Source organism: Streptomyces sp. RK62 (assembly GCF_018070255.1).
GTDB lineage: Bacteria > Actinomycetota > Actinomycetes > Streptomycetales > Streptomycetaceae > Streptomyces > Streptomyces nigra.
In genome coordinates, this window is the sequence record NZ_JAGPYD010000014.1 from 116,483 (window position 1) to 130,549 (window position 14,067).

14 protein-coding genes are annotated in these 14,067 nt (G+C 73.3%); 10 read left to right on the forward strand and 4 right to left on the reverse strand.

Going from position 1 to position 14,067, the window contains the following annotated elements:
- The first annotated feature begins 17 nt into the window (after positions 1-17).
- The 6 genes from KBY32_RS36010 to KBY32_RS26210 all read left to right on the forward strand — a co-directional run bounded on the left by KBY32_RS36010 (position 18) and on the right by KBY32_RS26210 (position 5,858).
- On the forward strand, positions 18-941 hold the full coding sequence (locus tag KBY32_RS36010; RefSeq protein ID WP_374224993.1) for a GNAT family N-acetyltransferase: 924 nt from the start codon (positions 18-20) through the stop codon (positions 939-941).
- 147 nt (positions 942-1,088) lie between these two features.
- Entirely contained in the window at positions 1,089-2,864 is a 1,776-nt protein-coding gene (locus KBY32_RS36015; RefSeq protein WP_374224995.1) for an acetate--CoA ligase family protein, read from the forward strand.
- 49 nt (positions 2,865-2,913) lie between these two features.
- Complete coding sequence (locus KBY32_RS26195) at positions 2,914-3,501, forward strand: DUF5998 family protein (protein WP_055622092.1); 588 nt, start codon at positions 2,914-2,916, stop codon at positions 3,499-3,501.
- Positions 3,501-4,694 carry an alkaline phosphatase family protein gene (locus KBY32_RS26200; protein WP_210981859.1) on the forward strand — a complete coding sequence of 398 codons (1,194 nt, stop codon included), beginning with the start codon at positions 3,501-3,503 and terminating at the stop codon, positions 4,692-4,694. Before KBY32_RS26195 ends, KBY32_RS26200 begins: the two co-directional genes overlap by 1 nt.
- 49 nt (positions 4,695-4,743) lie before the next feature.
- Positions 4,744-5,391: a thymidine kinase gene (locus tag KBY32_RS26205; protein ID WP_115504862.1), complete on the forward strand. Its 648-nt coding sequence runs from the start codon at positions 4,744-4,746 to the stop codon at positions 5,389-5,391.
- Positions 5,388-5,858 carry a hypothetical protein gene (locus KBY32_RS26210; RefSeq protein WP_210981860.1) on the forward strand — a complete coding sequence of 157 codons (471 nt, stop codon included), beginning with the start codon at positions 5,388-5,390 and terminating at the stop codon, positions 5,856-5,858. Before KBY32_RS26205 ends, KBY32_RS26210 begins: the two co-directional genes overlap by 4 nt.
- Before the next feature lie 4 nt (positions 5,859-5,862).
- On the opposite strand, the gene KBY32_RS26215 is transcribed toward KBY32_RS26210, so the two are convergent.
- Entirely contained in the window at positions 5,863-6,591 is a 729-nt protein-coding gene (locus KBY32_RS26215; protein WP_210981861.1) for an alpha/beta hydrolase, read from the reverse strand.
- A 146-nt stretch (positions 6,592-6,737) separates the two neighbouring features.
- On the opposite strand from KBY32_RS26215, the gene KBY32_RS26220 reads away from it, so the two are divergent.
- On the forward strand, positions 6,738-7,100 hold the full coding sequence (locus tag KBY32_RS26220; protein WP_210981862.1) for a helix-turn-helix domain-containing protein: 363 nt from the start codon (positions 6,738-6,740) through the stop codon (positions 7,098-7,100).
- A 53-nt stretch (positions 7,101-7,153) separates the two neighbouring features.
- Positions 7,154-7,609, forward strand: coding sequence for a VOC family protein (locus KBY32_RS26225; protein ID WP_210981863.1), 456 nt, complete (start codon positions 7,154-7,156; stop codon positions 7,607-7,609).
- Positions 7,610-7,621: 12 nt separating this feature from the next.
- Here the strand turns inward: KBY32_RS26225 and KBY32_RS26230 are convergent, their stop codons facing one another.
- Together KBY32_RS26230 and KBY32_RS26235 are read right to left on the reverse strand one after the other, a co-directional pair.
- Entirely contained in the window at positions 7,622-9,742 is a 2,121-nt protein-coding gene (locus tag KBY32_RS26230) for an SDR family NAD(P)-dependent oxidoreductase (protein ID WP_210981864.1), read from the reverse strand.
- A 67-nt stretch (positions 9,743-9,809) separates the two neighbouring features.
- Positions 9,810-10,541 carry a TetR/AcrR family transcriptional regulator gene (locus KBY32_RS26235; protein ID WP_115504856.1) on the reverse strand — a complete coding sequence of 244 codons (732 nt, stop codon included), beginning with the start codon at positions 10,539-10,541 and terminating at the stop codon, positions 9,810-9,812.
- 55 nt (positions 10,542-10,596) lie between these two features.
- Here KBY32_RS26235 and KBY32_RS26240 point away from each other — a divergent pair, with 55 nt between their 5' ends.
- Entirely contained in the window at positions 10,597-12,009 is a 1,413-nt protein-coding gene (locus tag KBY32_RS26240; RefSeq protein ID WP_210981865.1) for an MFS transporter, read from the forward strand.
- Between the two features lie 39 nt (positions 12,010-12,048).
- Here KBY32_RS26240 and KBY32_RS26245 read toward each other — a convergent pair whose 3' ends face one another.
- The gene (locus tag KBY32_RS26245) at positions 12,049-12,852 is read right to left on the reverse strand and encodes a VOC family protein (protein WP_210981866.1); all 804 of its coding nucleotides are present in this window, start codon (positions 12,850-12,852) and stop codon (positions 12,049-12,051) included.
- Positions 12,853-13,145: 293 nt separating this feature from the next.
- Here KBY32_RS26245 and KBY32_RS26250 point away from each other — a divergent pair, with 293 nt between their 5' ends.
- Complete coding sequence (locus KBY32_RS26250; protein ID WP_210981867.1) at positions 13,146-13,997, forward strand: sulfurtransferase; 852 nt, start codon at positions 13,146-13,148, stop codon at positions 13,995-13,997.
- Positions 13,998-14,067 lie beyond the last annotated feature (70 nt).

Below are 14,067 nucleotides of genomic sequence, written 5' to 3' on the forward strand. Positions count from 1 at the left end.
AGCCGTAACCTGGCCCCATGCAGAGCGCCTCGGACCGGCACGTGTACCCCGCCCACTGGGAAGCCGACGTGGTGCTGCGCGACGGCGGCACCGCCCGCATCCGCCCCATCACCGTCGACGACGCCGAGCGCCTGGTCAGCTTCTACGAACAGGTGTCGGACGAGTCGAAGTACTACCGCTTCTTCGCGCCCTACCCACGCCTGTCCGCCAAGGACGTCCACCGTTTCACCCACCACGACTTCGTGGACCGGGTGGGACTCGCGGCCACCGTCGGCGGCGAGTTCATCGCCACCGTGCGGTACGACCGGATCGGCGCCGACGGGACGCCCGCGTCCGCCCCCGCCGACGAGGCCGAGGTCGCCTTCCTCGTCCAGGACGCCCACCAGGGGCGCGGCGTCGCCTCCGCCCTGCTCGAGCACATCGCGGCGGTCGCCCGGGAGCGCGGCATACGCCGGTTCGCCGCCGAGGTGCTGCCCGCCAACAACAAGATGATCAAGGTGTTCACGGACGCCGGGTACACCCAGAAGCGCAGCTTCGAGGACGGCGTCGTCCGTCTGGAGTTCGACCTGGAGCCCACCGACCGCTCGCTCGCCGTGCAGTACGCGCGCGAGCAGCGCGCCGAGGCCCGGTCCGTACAGCGCCTCCTGGTGCCCGGATCGGTCGTCGTCGTCGGTGTCGGGCGCACCCCGGGCGGCGTCGGCCGCGGCGTCCTCGGCAACATCACGGACGCCGGGTTCACCGGCCGCGTCTACGCGGTGAACAGGGCGTTCCCGAAGGACCTCGAGGAGATCGACGGCGTGCCCGCGCACCGGTCCGTGCGCGAGATCGAGGAGCAGGTCGACCTCGCGGTCGTCACCGTCCCCGCCGAGCATGTGCCCGACGTCGTCGCCGAGTGCGGTGAGCACGGCGTCCAGGGACTGGTCGTCCTCTCCGCCGGATAAGCCGAGAGCGGCCCCGAAGGACGCGAGCGGCAGCGCGCCCTCGTCCGGCAGGCGCGCAGCTACGGCATGCGGATCATCGGCCCCAACGCCTTCGGCGTCATCAACACCTCCGACCAGGTCCGGCTGAACGCCTCCCTCGCCCCCGAGATGCCCCGCCCCGGCCGGATCGGGCTGTTCGCCCAGTCCGGTGCCATCGGCATCGCGCTGCTCTCCCGGCTGCACCGCCGCGGCGGCGGCGTCACCGGGGTCACCGGCGTGTCCACGTTCGTCTCCTCCGGCAACCGCGCCGACGTCAGCGGCAACGACGTCCTCCAGTACTGGTACGACGACCCCGACACCGATGTCGCCCTCATGTACCTGGAGTCCATCGGCAACCCCCGCAAGTTCACCCGTCTCGCCCGGCGCACGGCGGCGGCCAAGCCGCTGGTCGTGGTCCAGGGCGCCCGCCACGGCGGCGCCGCTCCCCAGGGCCACACCGTCCGCGTCACACGGCTGCCGCACGCCACCGTGTCCGCGCTGCTGCGCCAGGCCGGTGTGATCCGCGTCGACACCATCACCGAGCTGGTCGACGCGGGGCTGCTGCTCGCCCGCCAGCCGTTGCCGGCCGGCCCCCGGGTGGCGATCCTCGGCAACTCCGAGTCGCTGGGCCTGCTCACGTACGACGCCTGCCTCGCGGAGGGGCTGCGCCCCCTGCCGCCGCTCGACCTGACGACCGCGGCGTCCGCCGCCGACTTCCACGCCGCCCTGTCCCACGCGCTCGCCGACGACACCTGTGACGCCGTCGTGGTCACCGCGATCCCGGGGATCGGCGACGCCTCGACCCGGGACGCCGAGCTCGCCGAAGCCCTGCGGTCGGCGGCCGAGCGGGTGCCGGGCAAGCCGGTCCTGGTCGTCCACGTCGAGCTGGGCGGACTGGCCGAGGCCCTGTCGGCCGCCGCCAGCACCGCACCCCGGACCGGCGCCACGGCCCGCGGCACCCTGCCCCGCCCCCACCCCGTCCGCCCCCTCGACTTCCCGGCCGACCCGCAGCCCGGACCGGACGGCGACGGTGACGCCGCACCCCGTCTCATCCCCGCCTACCCGGCCGCCGAACGAGCCGTCCGCGCACTCGGCGAAGCCGTCAAGTACGCCCAGTGGCGGCGCGAGGCCGCCGAACCCGGCCGTGTCCCCGAGTACGACGACATCGACGAGAAGGGCGCCGCCCGGCTGATCGACCGGCTGCTCGCCCGCGGCCAGGGCCTCACGCTCGGCACCGACGACACCTGCGAGCTGCTCGGCACCTACGGCGTCCGGGTGCACCGCGCGCTGCACGCGCCCACCGCCGACGCCGCCGTGGAGGCCGCCGAGACGCTCGGCTACCCCGTCGCGCTCAAGGCCACCGCGCCCCATCTGCGGCACCGCGCCGACCTCGGCGGCGTCCGGCTCGACCTCGCGGACGAGGAGCAACTGCGGCGGGCGTACACCGAGTTGGCCGAGCTGTTCGGCAAGCCGGAGGAGCTCAGGCCGGTCGTGCAGCGCATGGCGCCACGCGGCGTCGACACCGTCGTACGCGCCGTGATCGACCCGGCGGCCGGTGCCGTGCTGTCCTTCGGGCTCGCCGGTGCCGCCTCCCAGCTGCTCGGGGACATGGCGCACCGCCTGGTCCCGGTCACCGACCGCGATGCCGCCTCGCTGGTCCGCGCCATCCGGACCGCCCCGCTGCTGTTCGGCTGGCGGGGCTCCGCACCCGTCGACACCCCGGCCCTGGAGGAGCTGCTGCTGCGGGTGTCACGGCTGGTCCACGACCACCCCGAGGTCGTCGCCATCACCCTGGAACCGGTGGTCGTCGCCGGGCACGGCCTCAGCGTGCTCGGGGCCTCCGTGCGGCTGGCGCCGCCGCCCGCCCGCGACGACCTCGGGCCGCGGACCCTGCCCGCCTACTGAGCACCTTGACCGGTGCCTCGCAGTCAGTGCACCCCCGTAGGATGGCGTCATGGCCAAGACCAGTACGACGACCCAGGGGCTGCGTGCGGCGATCGAGCGCAGCGGCTACTACCCGGCCCTCGTGGCCGAGGCGGTGGAGGCCGCCGTGGGCGGCGAGCCCATCCGGTCGTACCTGGTCCACCAGGAGACGACGTTCGACCAGAACGAGGTGCGCCGGCATGTGACCGTGCTCGTCCTCACCCACAACCGCTTCATCGTCAGCCACACCGACGAGCAGGCCGCCGACAGCACCTCCCCGACGCCGTACGCCACGACGTCCACCGAGTCGGTCAAGCTCGGCCGGATCTCGTCGGTCGTCGTCAGCCGTGTCGTCGCCAACCCGGAGCAGTACACGCCGGGCACCCTGCCCCGCGAGATCGTCCTCACCATCGGGTGGGGCGCGGTCTCCCGGATCGACCTGGAGCCCGCCGCCTGCGGCGACCCCAACTGCGAGGCCGACCACGGCTACACGGGCAGCTCGACGGCGGACGACCTCAGCCTGCGCGTCAGCGAGGCCGGTGACGGTCCGGAGACCGTCCGCCAGGCCCTTCTCTTCGCCCAGTCGCTCTCCGAGGCGACCGCGGACGTCGCCCGCTGATGGTCCACACCGCCGCCTGGGACGCCCACCCGGAACCCCTCGCCGTCGCCTCCGCCCCCGCCCCCCAGTACGGCGGCGGATCCCTCGCCGACCTGCTGCCCACGCTGGCCGCGGGCATGGGCGTACCGGACATGACGGCCGCGATCACCGAGCTGTCCGCCGCCGACCGCAACTGCGTGTTCCTGATCGACGGGCTCGGCTGGGAGCAGCTGCGGGCGCACCCCGACGAGGCGCCCTTCATGACGTCGCTCCTCGCCGGCTCCCGAGGCGGCAGCGGGAACCCCATCACCGCGGGCTTCCCGGCGACCACGGCGACGTCGCTCGCCTCCGTCGGCACCGGCAAGCCGCCCGGCGTCCACGGCCTGCCCGGCTACACCGTGCGCAACCCCGACACCGGCGAGCTGATGAACCAGCTCCGCTGGAACCCGTGGACGCCGCCGCAGATCTGGCAGCCGTACCCCACCGTCTTCGAGCTGGCGCACCGCGCGGGCGTGCACGCCGCGCAGGTCTCGTCCCCCACCTTCGAGAACACCCCGCTCACCAGGGTCGCCCTCAGCGGCGGCCGCTTCCTCGGGCGCCTGGCCGGCGAGGAGCGCGTCGACCTGGCCGCCGAGCAGCTCGCGGCGGGCGACCGCTCCCTGGTCTACACGTACTACGCCGAGCTCGACGGCGCCGGACACCGCTACGGCGTCGACTCCGACACCTGGCGCGGCCAGCTCATGTACGTCGACCGGCTCGTCCAGCGCCTGGCCGAACAGCTCCCGCCGCGCACCGCGCTCTACGTCACCGCCGACCACGGCATGATCGACGTGCCCTTCGACGAGGACCACCGCATCGACTTCGACGCGGACTGGGAGCTCCGGGCCGGGGTCGCCCTGCTGGGCGGCGAGGGCCGAGCGCGGCACGTGTACGCGGTGCCCGGTGCCGCGCAGGACGTCCTGACCTGCTGGCGCGAGGTGCTGGGGGAGCAGTTCTGGGTGGCGTCGCGGGACGAGGCGATCGAGGCGGGCTGGTTCGGCCCGAAGATCGACGAGCGGGTGCACGGCCGCCTCGGCGACGTGATCGCGGCCGCGCGGGACGACGTCCTGATCATCGCGTCCGAACGGGAGCCCAAGGAGTCGGCGATGGTCGGCAATCACGGCTCGATGACCCCCGCCGAGCAGTTGGTCCCCCTGCTCGAAGTACGCTCCTGAAGCCCCGCACCCCTTGATGGCTCCCTCACCGAAAGGCGCTCGACCCCACATGCCCGAGCTGGTGTTCTTCTCCGGAACCATGGACTGCGGGAAGTCGACGCTGGCTCTCCAGATCGAGCACAACCGTTCGGCACAGGGCCTGGCCGGCATCATCTTCACGCGTGACGACCGCGCGGGCGAGGGCAAGCTGTCCTCCCGGCTCGGCCTGGTCACCGACGCGGTGGAGGTCGAGGACGGCGCCGACCTGTACGCCTATGTCGTCGACCACCTCTCCCGGGGCGGCCGCGCCGACTACGTCATCGCCGACGAGGCGCAGTTCCTCGCCCCGGAGCAGATAGACCAACTCGCCCGCATCGTCGACGACCTGGGCCTCGACGTCTTCGCCTTCGGCATCACGACCGACTTCCGCACCAAGCTCTTCCCCGGCTCCCAGCGCCTGGTCGAACTGGCCGACCGCGTCGAGGTCCTCCAGGTCGAGGCCCTGTGCTGGTGCGGCGCCCGCGCCACGCACAACGCCCGCACGATCGGCGGCGAGATGGTCGTCGAGGGCGCCCAGGTCGTCGTCGGCGACGTCAACCAGTCCGACGCCATCGGCTACGAGGTCCTGTGCCGCCGCCACCACCGCCGCCGCATGACGGCGGCGACGGCCCGCGCGGCGGCCCTGTCACCGGACGTCCTGCCGGTGACGGCGACATGAGCGCCGGCCGGCGCCTGCCGACCGCCTTGACGGCGGTGGCCGCACTGGCCTTGCTGTCCGGCTGCGCGTCCGGCGACGACCAGCCCGCGTCATCCAGCTCCTCGGCATCGGCAGACGGGGCTCGCGCCGCTGTCGTGGCGTACGTCGACGCCCTGAACTCCCGTAGCGTCGCCCGGCTGATCGACGTCGGGGGCGTGGAGGACGAGACGTGGTCCAGGCGGGAGGCCGAACGGATCCTCGCGGACCGGGGCGGACGAGGATGGCGGATCGAGGGCGTGCGGGTCGACCTCGACATGGGCCCGGACACCGGCTCGGCCCGCCTCGAAGCCGAGGACAAGGCGGGTCGCCCCCTGCGGGACACCTTCACGGTGCTACGGGAGGACGGCGCCTGGCGTCTCGCCTTCTTCACCCAGCAGCCCGCGGAGTCCGGCAAGGAGTCGACCTCCACCGACAGTCCGGGTACCTGAGCGCTCAGCCGCTGAGGTTCAGCAGCAGTTCGCCGAGCTCCTTCGGCATGGTGATCATGCAGTCGTGGCCGGTGGGCAGTTCGTGGACCCGGGACGGGGAACCGTTCGGCTGGGTCGCCGGGACCCGGCGGCGGGTGATGCCCTCCGGTGCCGGGCCGACGCAGTGGACGTGTGTACGGGGGATGCGGTGCGCCGCAGGGTTGTCCAGGCGGGCCGGCTGCTGGAGGCACCGCACAGGATGGTCGGAGAGAGTGGCGCGCAGCCAGGCCACGTCCGACGGGTCCGTCACACCGAACAGCCCGAACGGCGGCGGGAGTTCCGGCAGCGGAGGGATGCGCCACGGGGTGTCCGAGGCCGCGGCCAGGTCGATCAGCTGCTGCGTGATGGGCTGTACGTCGACAGCGGATTCGCCGTGCTCCGGAACCATCGCGTCCAGGTACACAAGATGCGCGATCCGCTCCGGGACGTCATTGGCCACGGACGCGACGACCAGCCCCGCGTAACTGTGGCCGACCAGCACGACATCGGTCAGATCCTCGTCCTTGATCAGCCGCACGACGTCCTCGACATGCGTCTCCAGGCCGACCTCCGGCCCGAGCAGGTGCGCCTTGTCGCCGTAGCCGGTCAGGGAGGGGTGCAGAACGCGGTGACCGGCCGCCTGCAGCAGCGGGGCCAGCCGGTTCCAGGCGCGGCCGTCGTGCCAGGCGCCATGGACAAGTAGGTAAGTCGACACAGGGGGACCTCTCAGCAGAGCACGGGGGAAGAGCGGTTCCCTTTCGTACCTCGGTACGCTTCGGGAACCGCCCCTTCATCGTGATGCACCCGCCTGACCTGGGGCAATAAGGCACATTTCGGTGACCCGGTTCCCTGGAGGTAACCATGACCGCAGAAAACCCGTGCCGGACCAGCGACGTACTCGGCATCGTCGGCGACAAGTGGTCCCTGCTGGTCGTCCGCAACCTCAGCCAGGGCCCGCGCCGCTTCACCGAACTCAAGCGCGCCACCACCGGCATCAGCCAGCGCATGCTGACCGTCACCCTGCGCAGCCTGGAACGCGACGGCATCCTCACACGCACGGTCCGCAACGTCATGCCCCCGCACGTCAGTTACGAACTCACCCCCATGGGAGCCACCCTCCGCGAGGCCACCGCACCCCTACTGGAGTGGAGCACCCGCCACCTCGACGCCATCGAGACGGCCCGCGCCACGTACGACGAACGCACGGACTCGCCCTCGCTCTAAGGGTGTTCGGGTGAGTCGGTCCCGTTGTCAGACCTGGCTGCGATGCTTCGGGGATGGCGATGACCGTGCAGCTGACGATCGACTGTTCCGACCCGCAGCGGATGGTGGCCTTCTGGGCCGAGGCTCTGGGATATGTGCCGGAGCCTCCGCCGGAGGGGCATGCCACCTGGCGTGCCTATTGGGCGGCGATGGGGGTGCCCGATGAGGAACTGCCGTCCGGTGCCGGGGATGTTCCGGAGTCGATCGTCGATCCGGCGGGGCGCGGGCCGAGGGTGTGGTTCCAGCAGGTCCCGGAGCCCAAGAGCGTCAAGAACCGGTGGCACTTCGACCTGAAGGTCGGTGGGGGGCGTGACGTCCCGCTCGACCTACGTGCCCAGCGGGTGCGGGCCACGGTGGAACGACTCGTGAAAGCCGGTGCCACCGTGGTGCGTGTCAAGGACGAGCCCGACGCCGGGTTCTACGCCACCGCCATGCAGGACCCCGAGGGGAACGAGTTCGACGTCGTCTGAATGCCCCCGTGCTTACCCGTGGCGGCGGCGCAGGCCCTCTGCCAGGGGGGCCTTGGCGAAGGCGCCTGCCGCTACCCGTGCTGCCACCGTGCGGCGGACGATGCGGTCGGCCAGGGCTGGGGCGTGCCGGGACAGGGCCATCTCCGCTCGGCCGCGTCGCGTCGTCGCCACGTCGCGTGGGGCGCGGCGGGCGGTGACCGCGTCGATCACCGCGGACACCACGCCCTCCAGCGGTTCCGGCCGGGACACCCCGTCCAGGGAGAGGCCCGCCTCGCGTGTGCTGTCGTGGATCGGGCTGCGCACCATGCTGGGATAGACGGTCGTCACGCCGACATGAGTGCCGACCTCCAGTCGCAGCGTGTCCGCGTACGCGGCCAGCGCTCGCTTGGAGACTCCGTAGGCGGCGGCCAGGGGCAGGGGCAGCAGCGCCATGCGCGAGGCTATGAACACGACCCGGCCGCGCGAGCGTTCGAGGTGGGGGAGGGCCGTCGCCGTCACGTCCCAGGCGCCCAGCAGATTGAGGTTCAGCTGTGCGTGGACCTCCGCGGACGGGCGCAGTTCGGCGGGGGCCGGTCCGCCGCGGCCCGCGTTGTTGACCAGGACGTCCACGCCCCCGCCCAGCAGCCGTACCGCCTCCTCCACGCCCTTGGTCACCGACTCCGGGTCGGTCAGGTCGCAGGCCACGACCGGTACCGGCGCCGATGGGTCGGCGTGCAGGTCCAGGCCCACCACCCGGGCGCCGAGTCCGGTGAAGCGGGCGCCGAGTGCCCGGCCGAAAGTGCCCGCCGCGCCCGTGACGATCACCCGTCGTCCCGCCAGCGGGGTCTCGGTCGTCACGGCTTCCAGGTCCCGCGCCACCTGGCGCAGATACCGGTCGACGTCGATCCGCATGTGCGGTCGCCGGTCGCCCCAGCGTTCCCGCGCCGACTGCAGCTCCCCGCCGACCGACGCCAGCATCCGGTCCCGCGACGGCCTGGGCAGCCGTCCCGTCAGGTGGGCGGCGAGCAGCCGGCTCTGCGCCTCCACCACCGGCAGCGCCGACCCCGTCGACTGCATCAGCCCGACGAAGGACAGGGCGTCCTCGTCCAGCGGGAACACATGCCGGTAGAGCGGAAGGCGAGCCGGGTCGGGGACCAGCGCCGGGTCGAGGAACGGCACGGTCGCCCGGTACCCGGTGCACCACAGCACATGGTCCACCTCGTCCTCGCGCCCGTCCGTGAACCGCACCCGGCGCCCCTCGAACCCCTCGACACCCGCCCGCACGCCGATCCGCCCGGCCCGCACCAGCGCGGGGACCGTGTCGCTCAGCGTCGGGTGGTCCTGGAGCACACCCTCGGGGGACGGCGGCAGCGCCGGGCCCTCCGTGCCCCGCGCCGCAAGCCGCAGCATCCCCTGGGAGATGCGCTGGCGCAGCCGCCACGGCAGGACGGCCGCCAGCGCGCCGTTCCACTGGTCGGTCGGGCGTCCGAACAGCCGCTTCGGCAGCACCCACACGCCCCGCCGGGCCGAGATCAGCACCTCGTCGGCCTGTCCGACCAACTCCGTGGCGATGTCCATCGCGGAGTTGCCGGTGCCGACGACGAGCACGCGTCGGCCCGCGAACTCGGACGGTTCGCGGTAGGAGTGCGCGTGCGAGGTGGTGCCCTCGAACGTGCCGGGGTACGGCGGTTCGGGCAGGCGCGGGGTGTGGTTGTGGCCGTTGGCGACCACGAGGTGCGCGACCGTCTCCTCGTACGGGCCCTCGGGACCGGTCAGTTCGAGCAGCCAGCCGTCCTCGGTGCGCCGGGCGGCGACCAGCTCCGTGCCGGTGCGGAAGTGCCGGGTCACGCCGAAGCGTTCGGCGTAGTCCTGGACGTATGACAGGAGTTGGGCGCGGGACGGGTAGTCCGGCCACTCCTCGGGCATCGGGTGGTCGCTGAACTCCGTGCGCGGCTTGGACGTGTTGAGCCGCAGACCCTCGTAGGCCGCGGTGTCCGGGGACAGCCGCCACAATCCGCCCAGCTCGTCGGCGCGTTCGACGCCGAACACCTCGACGCCCGCCTGGAGCAGCGCCTTCACGGCCGCGATCCCCGCTATGCCGCCGCCCACGACGGCCACCCGTCCCGGTCCCGCCGTGCCCAGCCCTGCGCCCATCGCGCCCGCGCCCTTCCCGGGACGTACAGCCGTCCCGTGCGGCTGTCCCGTGGAGTTGTTCCCGAAGTTATTCCAACGTGCGATGGATTATTACGTCAGGTCCGTCGCCGGCACCAGACCCCGGCCCGTACAGGGCGTCGAGGAAGCGGCGCACCCAGAGGCGGAACTCGTACCGCTCGCGCTCCCGGTCGGCGGGGGACGCGGCGGCCAGCGCGGTGACATGACCGTGCGCCGCCCACACCAGGCTGCGCACCGTGACGTGCGGCGTGGTCTCCCGTACCGTCCCCGCCTGCGCGGCCTCCAGCAGCGCCCGCTCCACCTCGCCGTACAGCGGCAGCGCGTACGCCTCGTCCAGGCCCGCCCCGCGCGTGGGGTCCAGCCAGCGGCGCAGCCACAGGAACGTCGTGTGCGGATGCTCCTCCAGGAAGTCCACGAAGCCGTCCGCGAGCGCCCGCAGCGCCGCCGCCAACGGCTCCCCGCCGGTCGTCGCGGCCTCCCGGAGGCCCGCCACCAGCGGGGCCAGCGCCTCCCGCTCGGCCGCGTGCACCCGCTCGAAACAGGCGTCGTACAGCGCCTCCTTGGCGGGGAAGTGATGGTGCAGGCTCGACACGTCGATGCCGACCCGCGCCGCGATGTCGCGCAGCGAGGTCCCCTCCGGGCCGCGCGCGGCGAACAGTTCCGTCGCCTCCCGCAGGATCAGCTCACGGGTGGACGGCCCGTCCCGCTCCGCCCGGCGGGGCCGGCCGGGACCGCGCCGAGTAGGCCGCTCGTCGGGGGGTGTCTCGCTGCTCTTCCTCATCCGGCACAGTCTGGCTAGGATCCGCAGACCTCGCAATCCAACACCTGAGGGATTCATGAACGCCGCCACAGGATCCGAAGCCCCTCTCCCCGGACACCCCGCCCCCGCCGCCGTGCCGGACCCCGGGGACGGCGCGGACGTGCCCCGCCCCGCCCTCGTGCGCTACGCGCTCGGCTCGGCCGGCATGGGCGTCTACGTCACCGTCCCCGGCCTGCTGCTCCTGTACTTCCTCACCGACACCCTCGGGGTCACCCCCTGGCTGGCCGGTCTGGCGCTGCTCGTCCCCAAGGCCGTGGACATCGTTCTGCACCCGTTCGTCGGCTCCCTCTCCGACCGTGAACGTGCCCGCCGGGGGACCAGGTTGCGGCTGCTGACGGCGGGCTGCGCCCTCGCGCCCGCGTTCGTCGCCCTGTTCGCCGTACCCGGCCCGGTGGCCGACCGTCCGTGGGCCGCCGCGCTCTGGGTCGCCGGCTGGTTCGTCGTCGCCAACGCCCTGTTCGCCGCGTACCAGGTGCCGTATCTCGCCACCCCCACCGACATGGAGATCGGCTACCACGGCCGCACCCGGGTGCTGTCCTTCCGGATGGTCGTCCTCACCGTCGGCATCCTCGTCGGCGGCGCGCTGGCCCCGCTGCTCGCGGGGGAGGGCGACTCGGTCGGCCGGTACGTCGTCATGGCCCTCGTCCTCGGCGCTTTCACCGTCGTCTTCCAGTACGTCGGCATCGGCGGCGTCCGCGACCTCCTGCCCGCGCAGGACCCGACCGGGAAGACCGTGGACCGGCACGGCCCCGCCCTCACCCACGTACGGGACGTCCTGCGCCGCAACCGGCCCTTCCGCGTGCTGGTCTCCTGCTACCTCCTCGTCTCCACCACGACCCACCTCGTCCTCGCCGGACTGCCCTACTACGCACGCCACGAACTCGACCGCCCCGGCTTCACCACCGTCCTCATGGCCGCGTTCGTCGCACCCGCCCTGCTGACCACGCCCCTGTGGTTCCGTCTCTCCCGGAGCTGGGGCAAACAGCGCTGCCTGCTGCTGTGCCAGGGCTTCTTCGCCGCCGGGGCGCTCGGCCTCGCGGCAGGGAAGGCGGTAGGGCTGGTCGTCCCCGTGCTGTGCACGCTCGTCCTCGGCGTGTGCTTCGCGGGACTTCAGCTCTTCCCGTTCTCGATGGTCCCGGACACGGTCCGCGCGGCCGACGGCGACGAGACCGGACGCACCGGCGCCTACACCGGCGTGTGGACCGCGACGGAGGCGACGGGCGCGGCGGCCGGTCCCTACCTCTACTCGGCGGCGCTCGCCCTCGGCGGCTACGCGGCCGCGCGGGCCGGCGAGGAGGTCACCCAGTCGGGCGGCGCGCACACCGCCATCCTGCTCGGCTTCACGCTCCTTCCCGCCCTCCTCATGGCGGCGGCGCTCGCGGTCCAGTCCCGCTACCGCCTCGACGCCCGCTTCACGGCGCCCCGCTAAGAGCCGCGCATGTCACGGAGCCCCGCTCACCGAAAGCCGTCAACTCGCCGCCCCCACCACCGCGAACCGCGCCCCCTCCGGATCGGTCACCGTGGCCACCCGGCCGTGCGCGGTGTCATGGGGCGCGACCAACGGCCTTCCCCCGAGCCCGACGACCCGGTCCACGGCGGCGTCGGTGTCCGGCACGGTGAAGTACGTCAGCCAGTGCGCGCCCCGGTCCCGGGGAAGCGCGGCACCGTCTCCGTGGATGTCCGCGACCGGGCGGCCGTCGACGAGCAGGGTGACGTGGTCGGGGTCGTCGGCGCCGGCCGGCTCCTCCTCGTAACCGAACACGGTGGCGTAGAACTTGGCGATGTTCTCGGACTCGTAGGTCCGCAGTTCGTTCCAGGCGGGGGTCCCGGGGACGCCGGAGACGGCCGTCCCCAGGTGGGCGGGGGCCTGCCAGACGCCGAAGACGGCCCCGGCGGGGTCGGAGCAGATCGCCATGCGGCCGGCCTCACCGGCGTCCAGCGGCCCCACACCCACCGTGCCGCCGCACAGCCGTACCGTCTCGGCGGTCGCGTCGACGTCGTGCGAGGCGAGATAGGGCGTCCAGGCGATCGGCAGATCACGGTCGGGCGGCAACTGGCCGATACCGGCCACCTCGCGCCCGTCGAGCAGCGCCCGCAGATACGGTCCGAGTTGCTGGGGGCCGGGCCGGAACTCCCAGCCGAACAGCGCTCCGTAGAACTCCTGGGTGGCGTCCGGTGCGTGTGCCATCAAGCTCACCCAGCAGGGCGTGCCGGGCGCGTGCCGGGCGTGCGTCGCGCCGTTCGGGCCGGCCGACCCCCGTGCCTCGGTCATCGTCACTCTCTCCTCGGCCGCTGGCACCGGCCGTGTCGCTTCCGCTGTCCGGACCCCCGAGCCGATGCTCGCACCACCGCGGCCGCGCGTGTCGCGGGCGCGCCGCCGCACGGCGGCCGGCGCGCGGAGGGTGCCCGGTGTGCGCTGTACCGTCCGTGCCGTGCGATGGCCGACGGATGTCGATCGGCTGTACAGCATGTGCCCGATCCCGTACGCCTCGTGATCGGGCCTGTCCGGCGGGCAGATTAACCGGCGTGAGCCGTCACGGCCACCCTGTGCGCGAGGATGGGGGCATGAACGCCATCATCACCGCATCCGATCTGGCCACTGCGCTGGTGGGGGACGCCCCGCCGGTGCTGCTGGACGTCCGCTGGCAGTTGACGCTCGCCACGGCGAACGGCGAACCGCCGTTCGACGGCCGGGCGGAGTACGCGGCCGGGCACATCCCCGGCGCGGTCTACGTCGACCTGGACCGGGAGTTGGCCTCCGCGCCCGGCCCGCGCGGCCGTCACCCGCTGCCGGACCTGGCCGATTTCGGCCGGGCGATGCGGCGGGCGGGCGTGTCGGCGGCGCGTCCCGTCGTCGTGTACGACGGCGGGCAGGGCTGGGCGGCGGCCCGCGCCTGGTGGCTGCTGCGCTGGAGCGGACACCCCGATGTGCGGGTCCTCGACGGCGGGCTGCCGGCCTGGCAGGGGCCGCTCGAGACGGCCGTACCGGCCCCGGTGGAGGGCGACTTCGAGCCGGTGCCGTCGCCGACGGGCTTGCTCGACGCCGACGGCGCGGCGGCTCTCGCGCGGTCGGGTGTGCTGCTGGACGCGCGGGCGGGGGAGCGGTACCGCGGCGAGGTCGAGCCGATCGACCCGGTCGGCGGGCACATCCCGGGTGCGGTGTCCGCGCCGACGAGCGAGAACGTGGGCCCGGACGGCCGCTTCCTGCCCGCCGGTGAACTCGCCGCGCGCTTCAAGGAGCTGGGCGCGGTCGAGGGCACGGATGTCGGCGTGTACTGCGGCTCGGGCGTGTCGGCGGCCCATGAGGCGCTGGCTCTCGCCGTGGCCGGCATCCCGGCGGCCCTGTACGTCGGTTCGTGGTCGGAGTGGTCGTCGGACCCGAACCGGCCGGTGGCCGTGGGCCCGGACCCCCTGTAGCGGCACGGGGAGAAGGCCTGACCCCTAGTAGCGGCATGGGGAAGGGCCGCGTCCGTCCGACGCGGCCCTC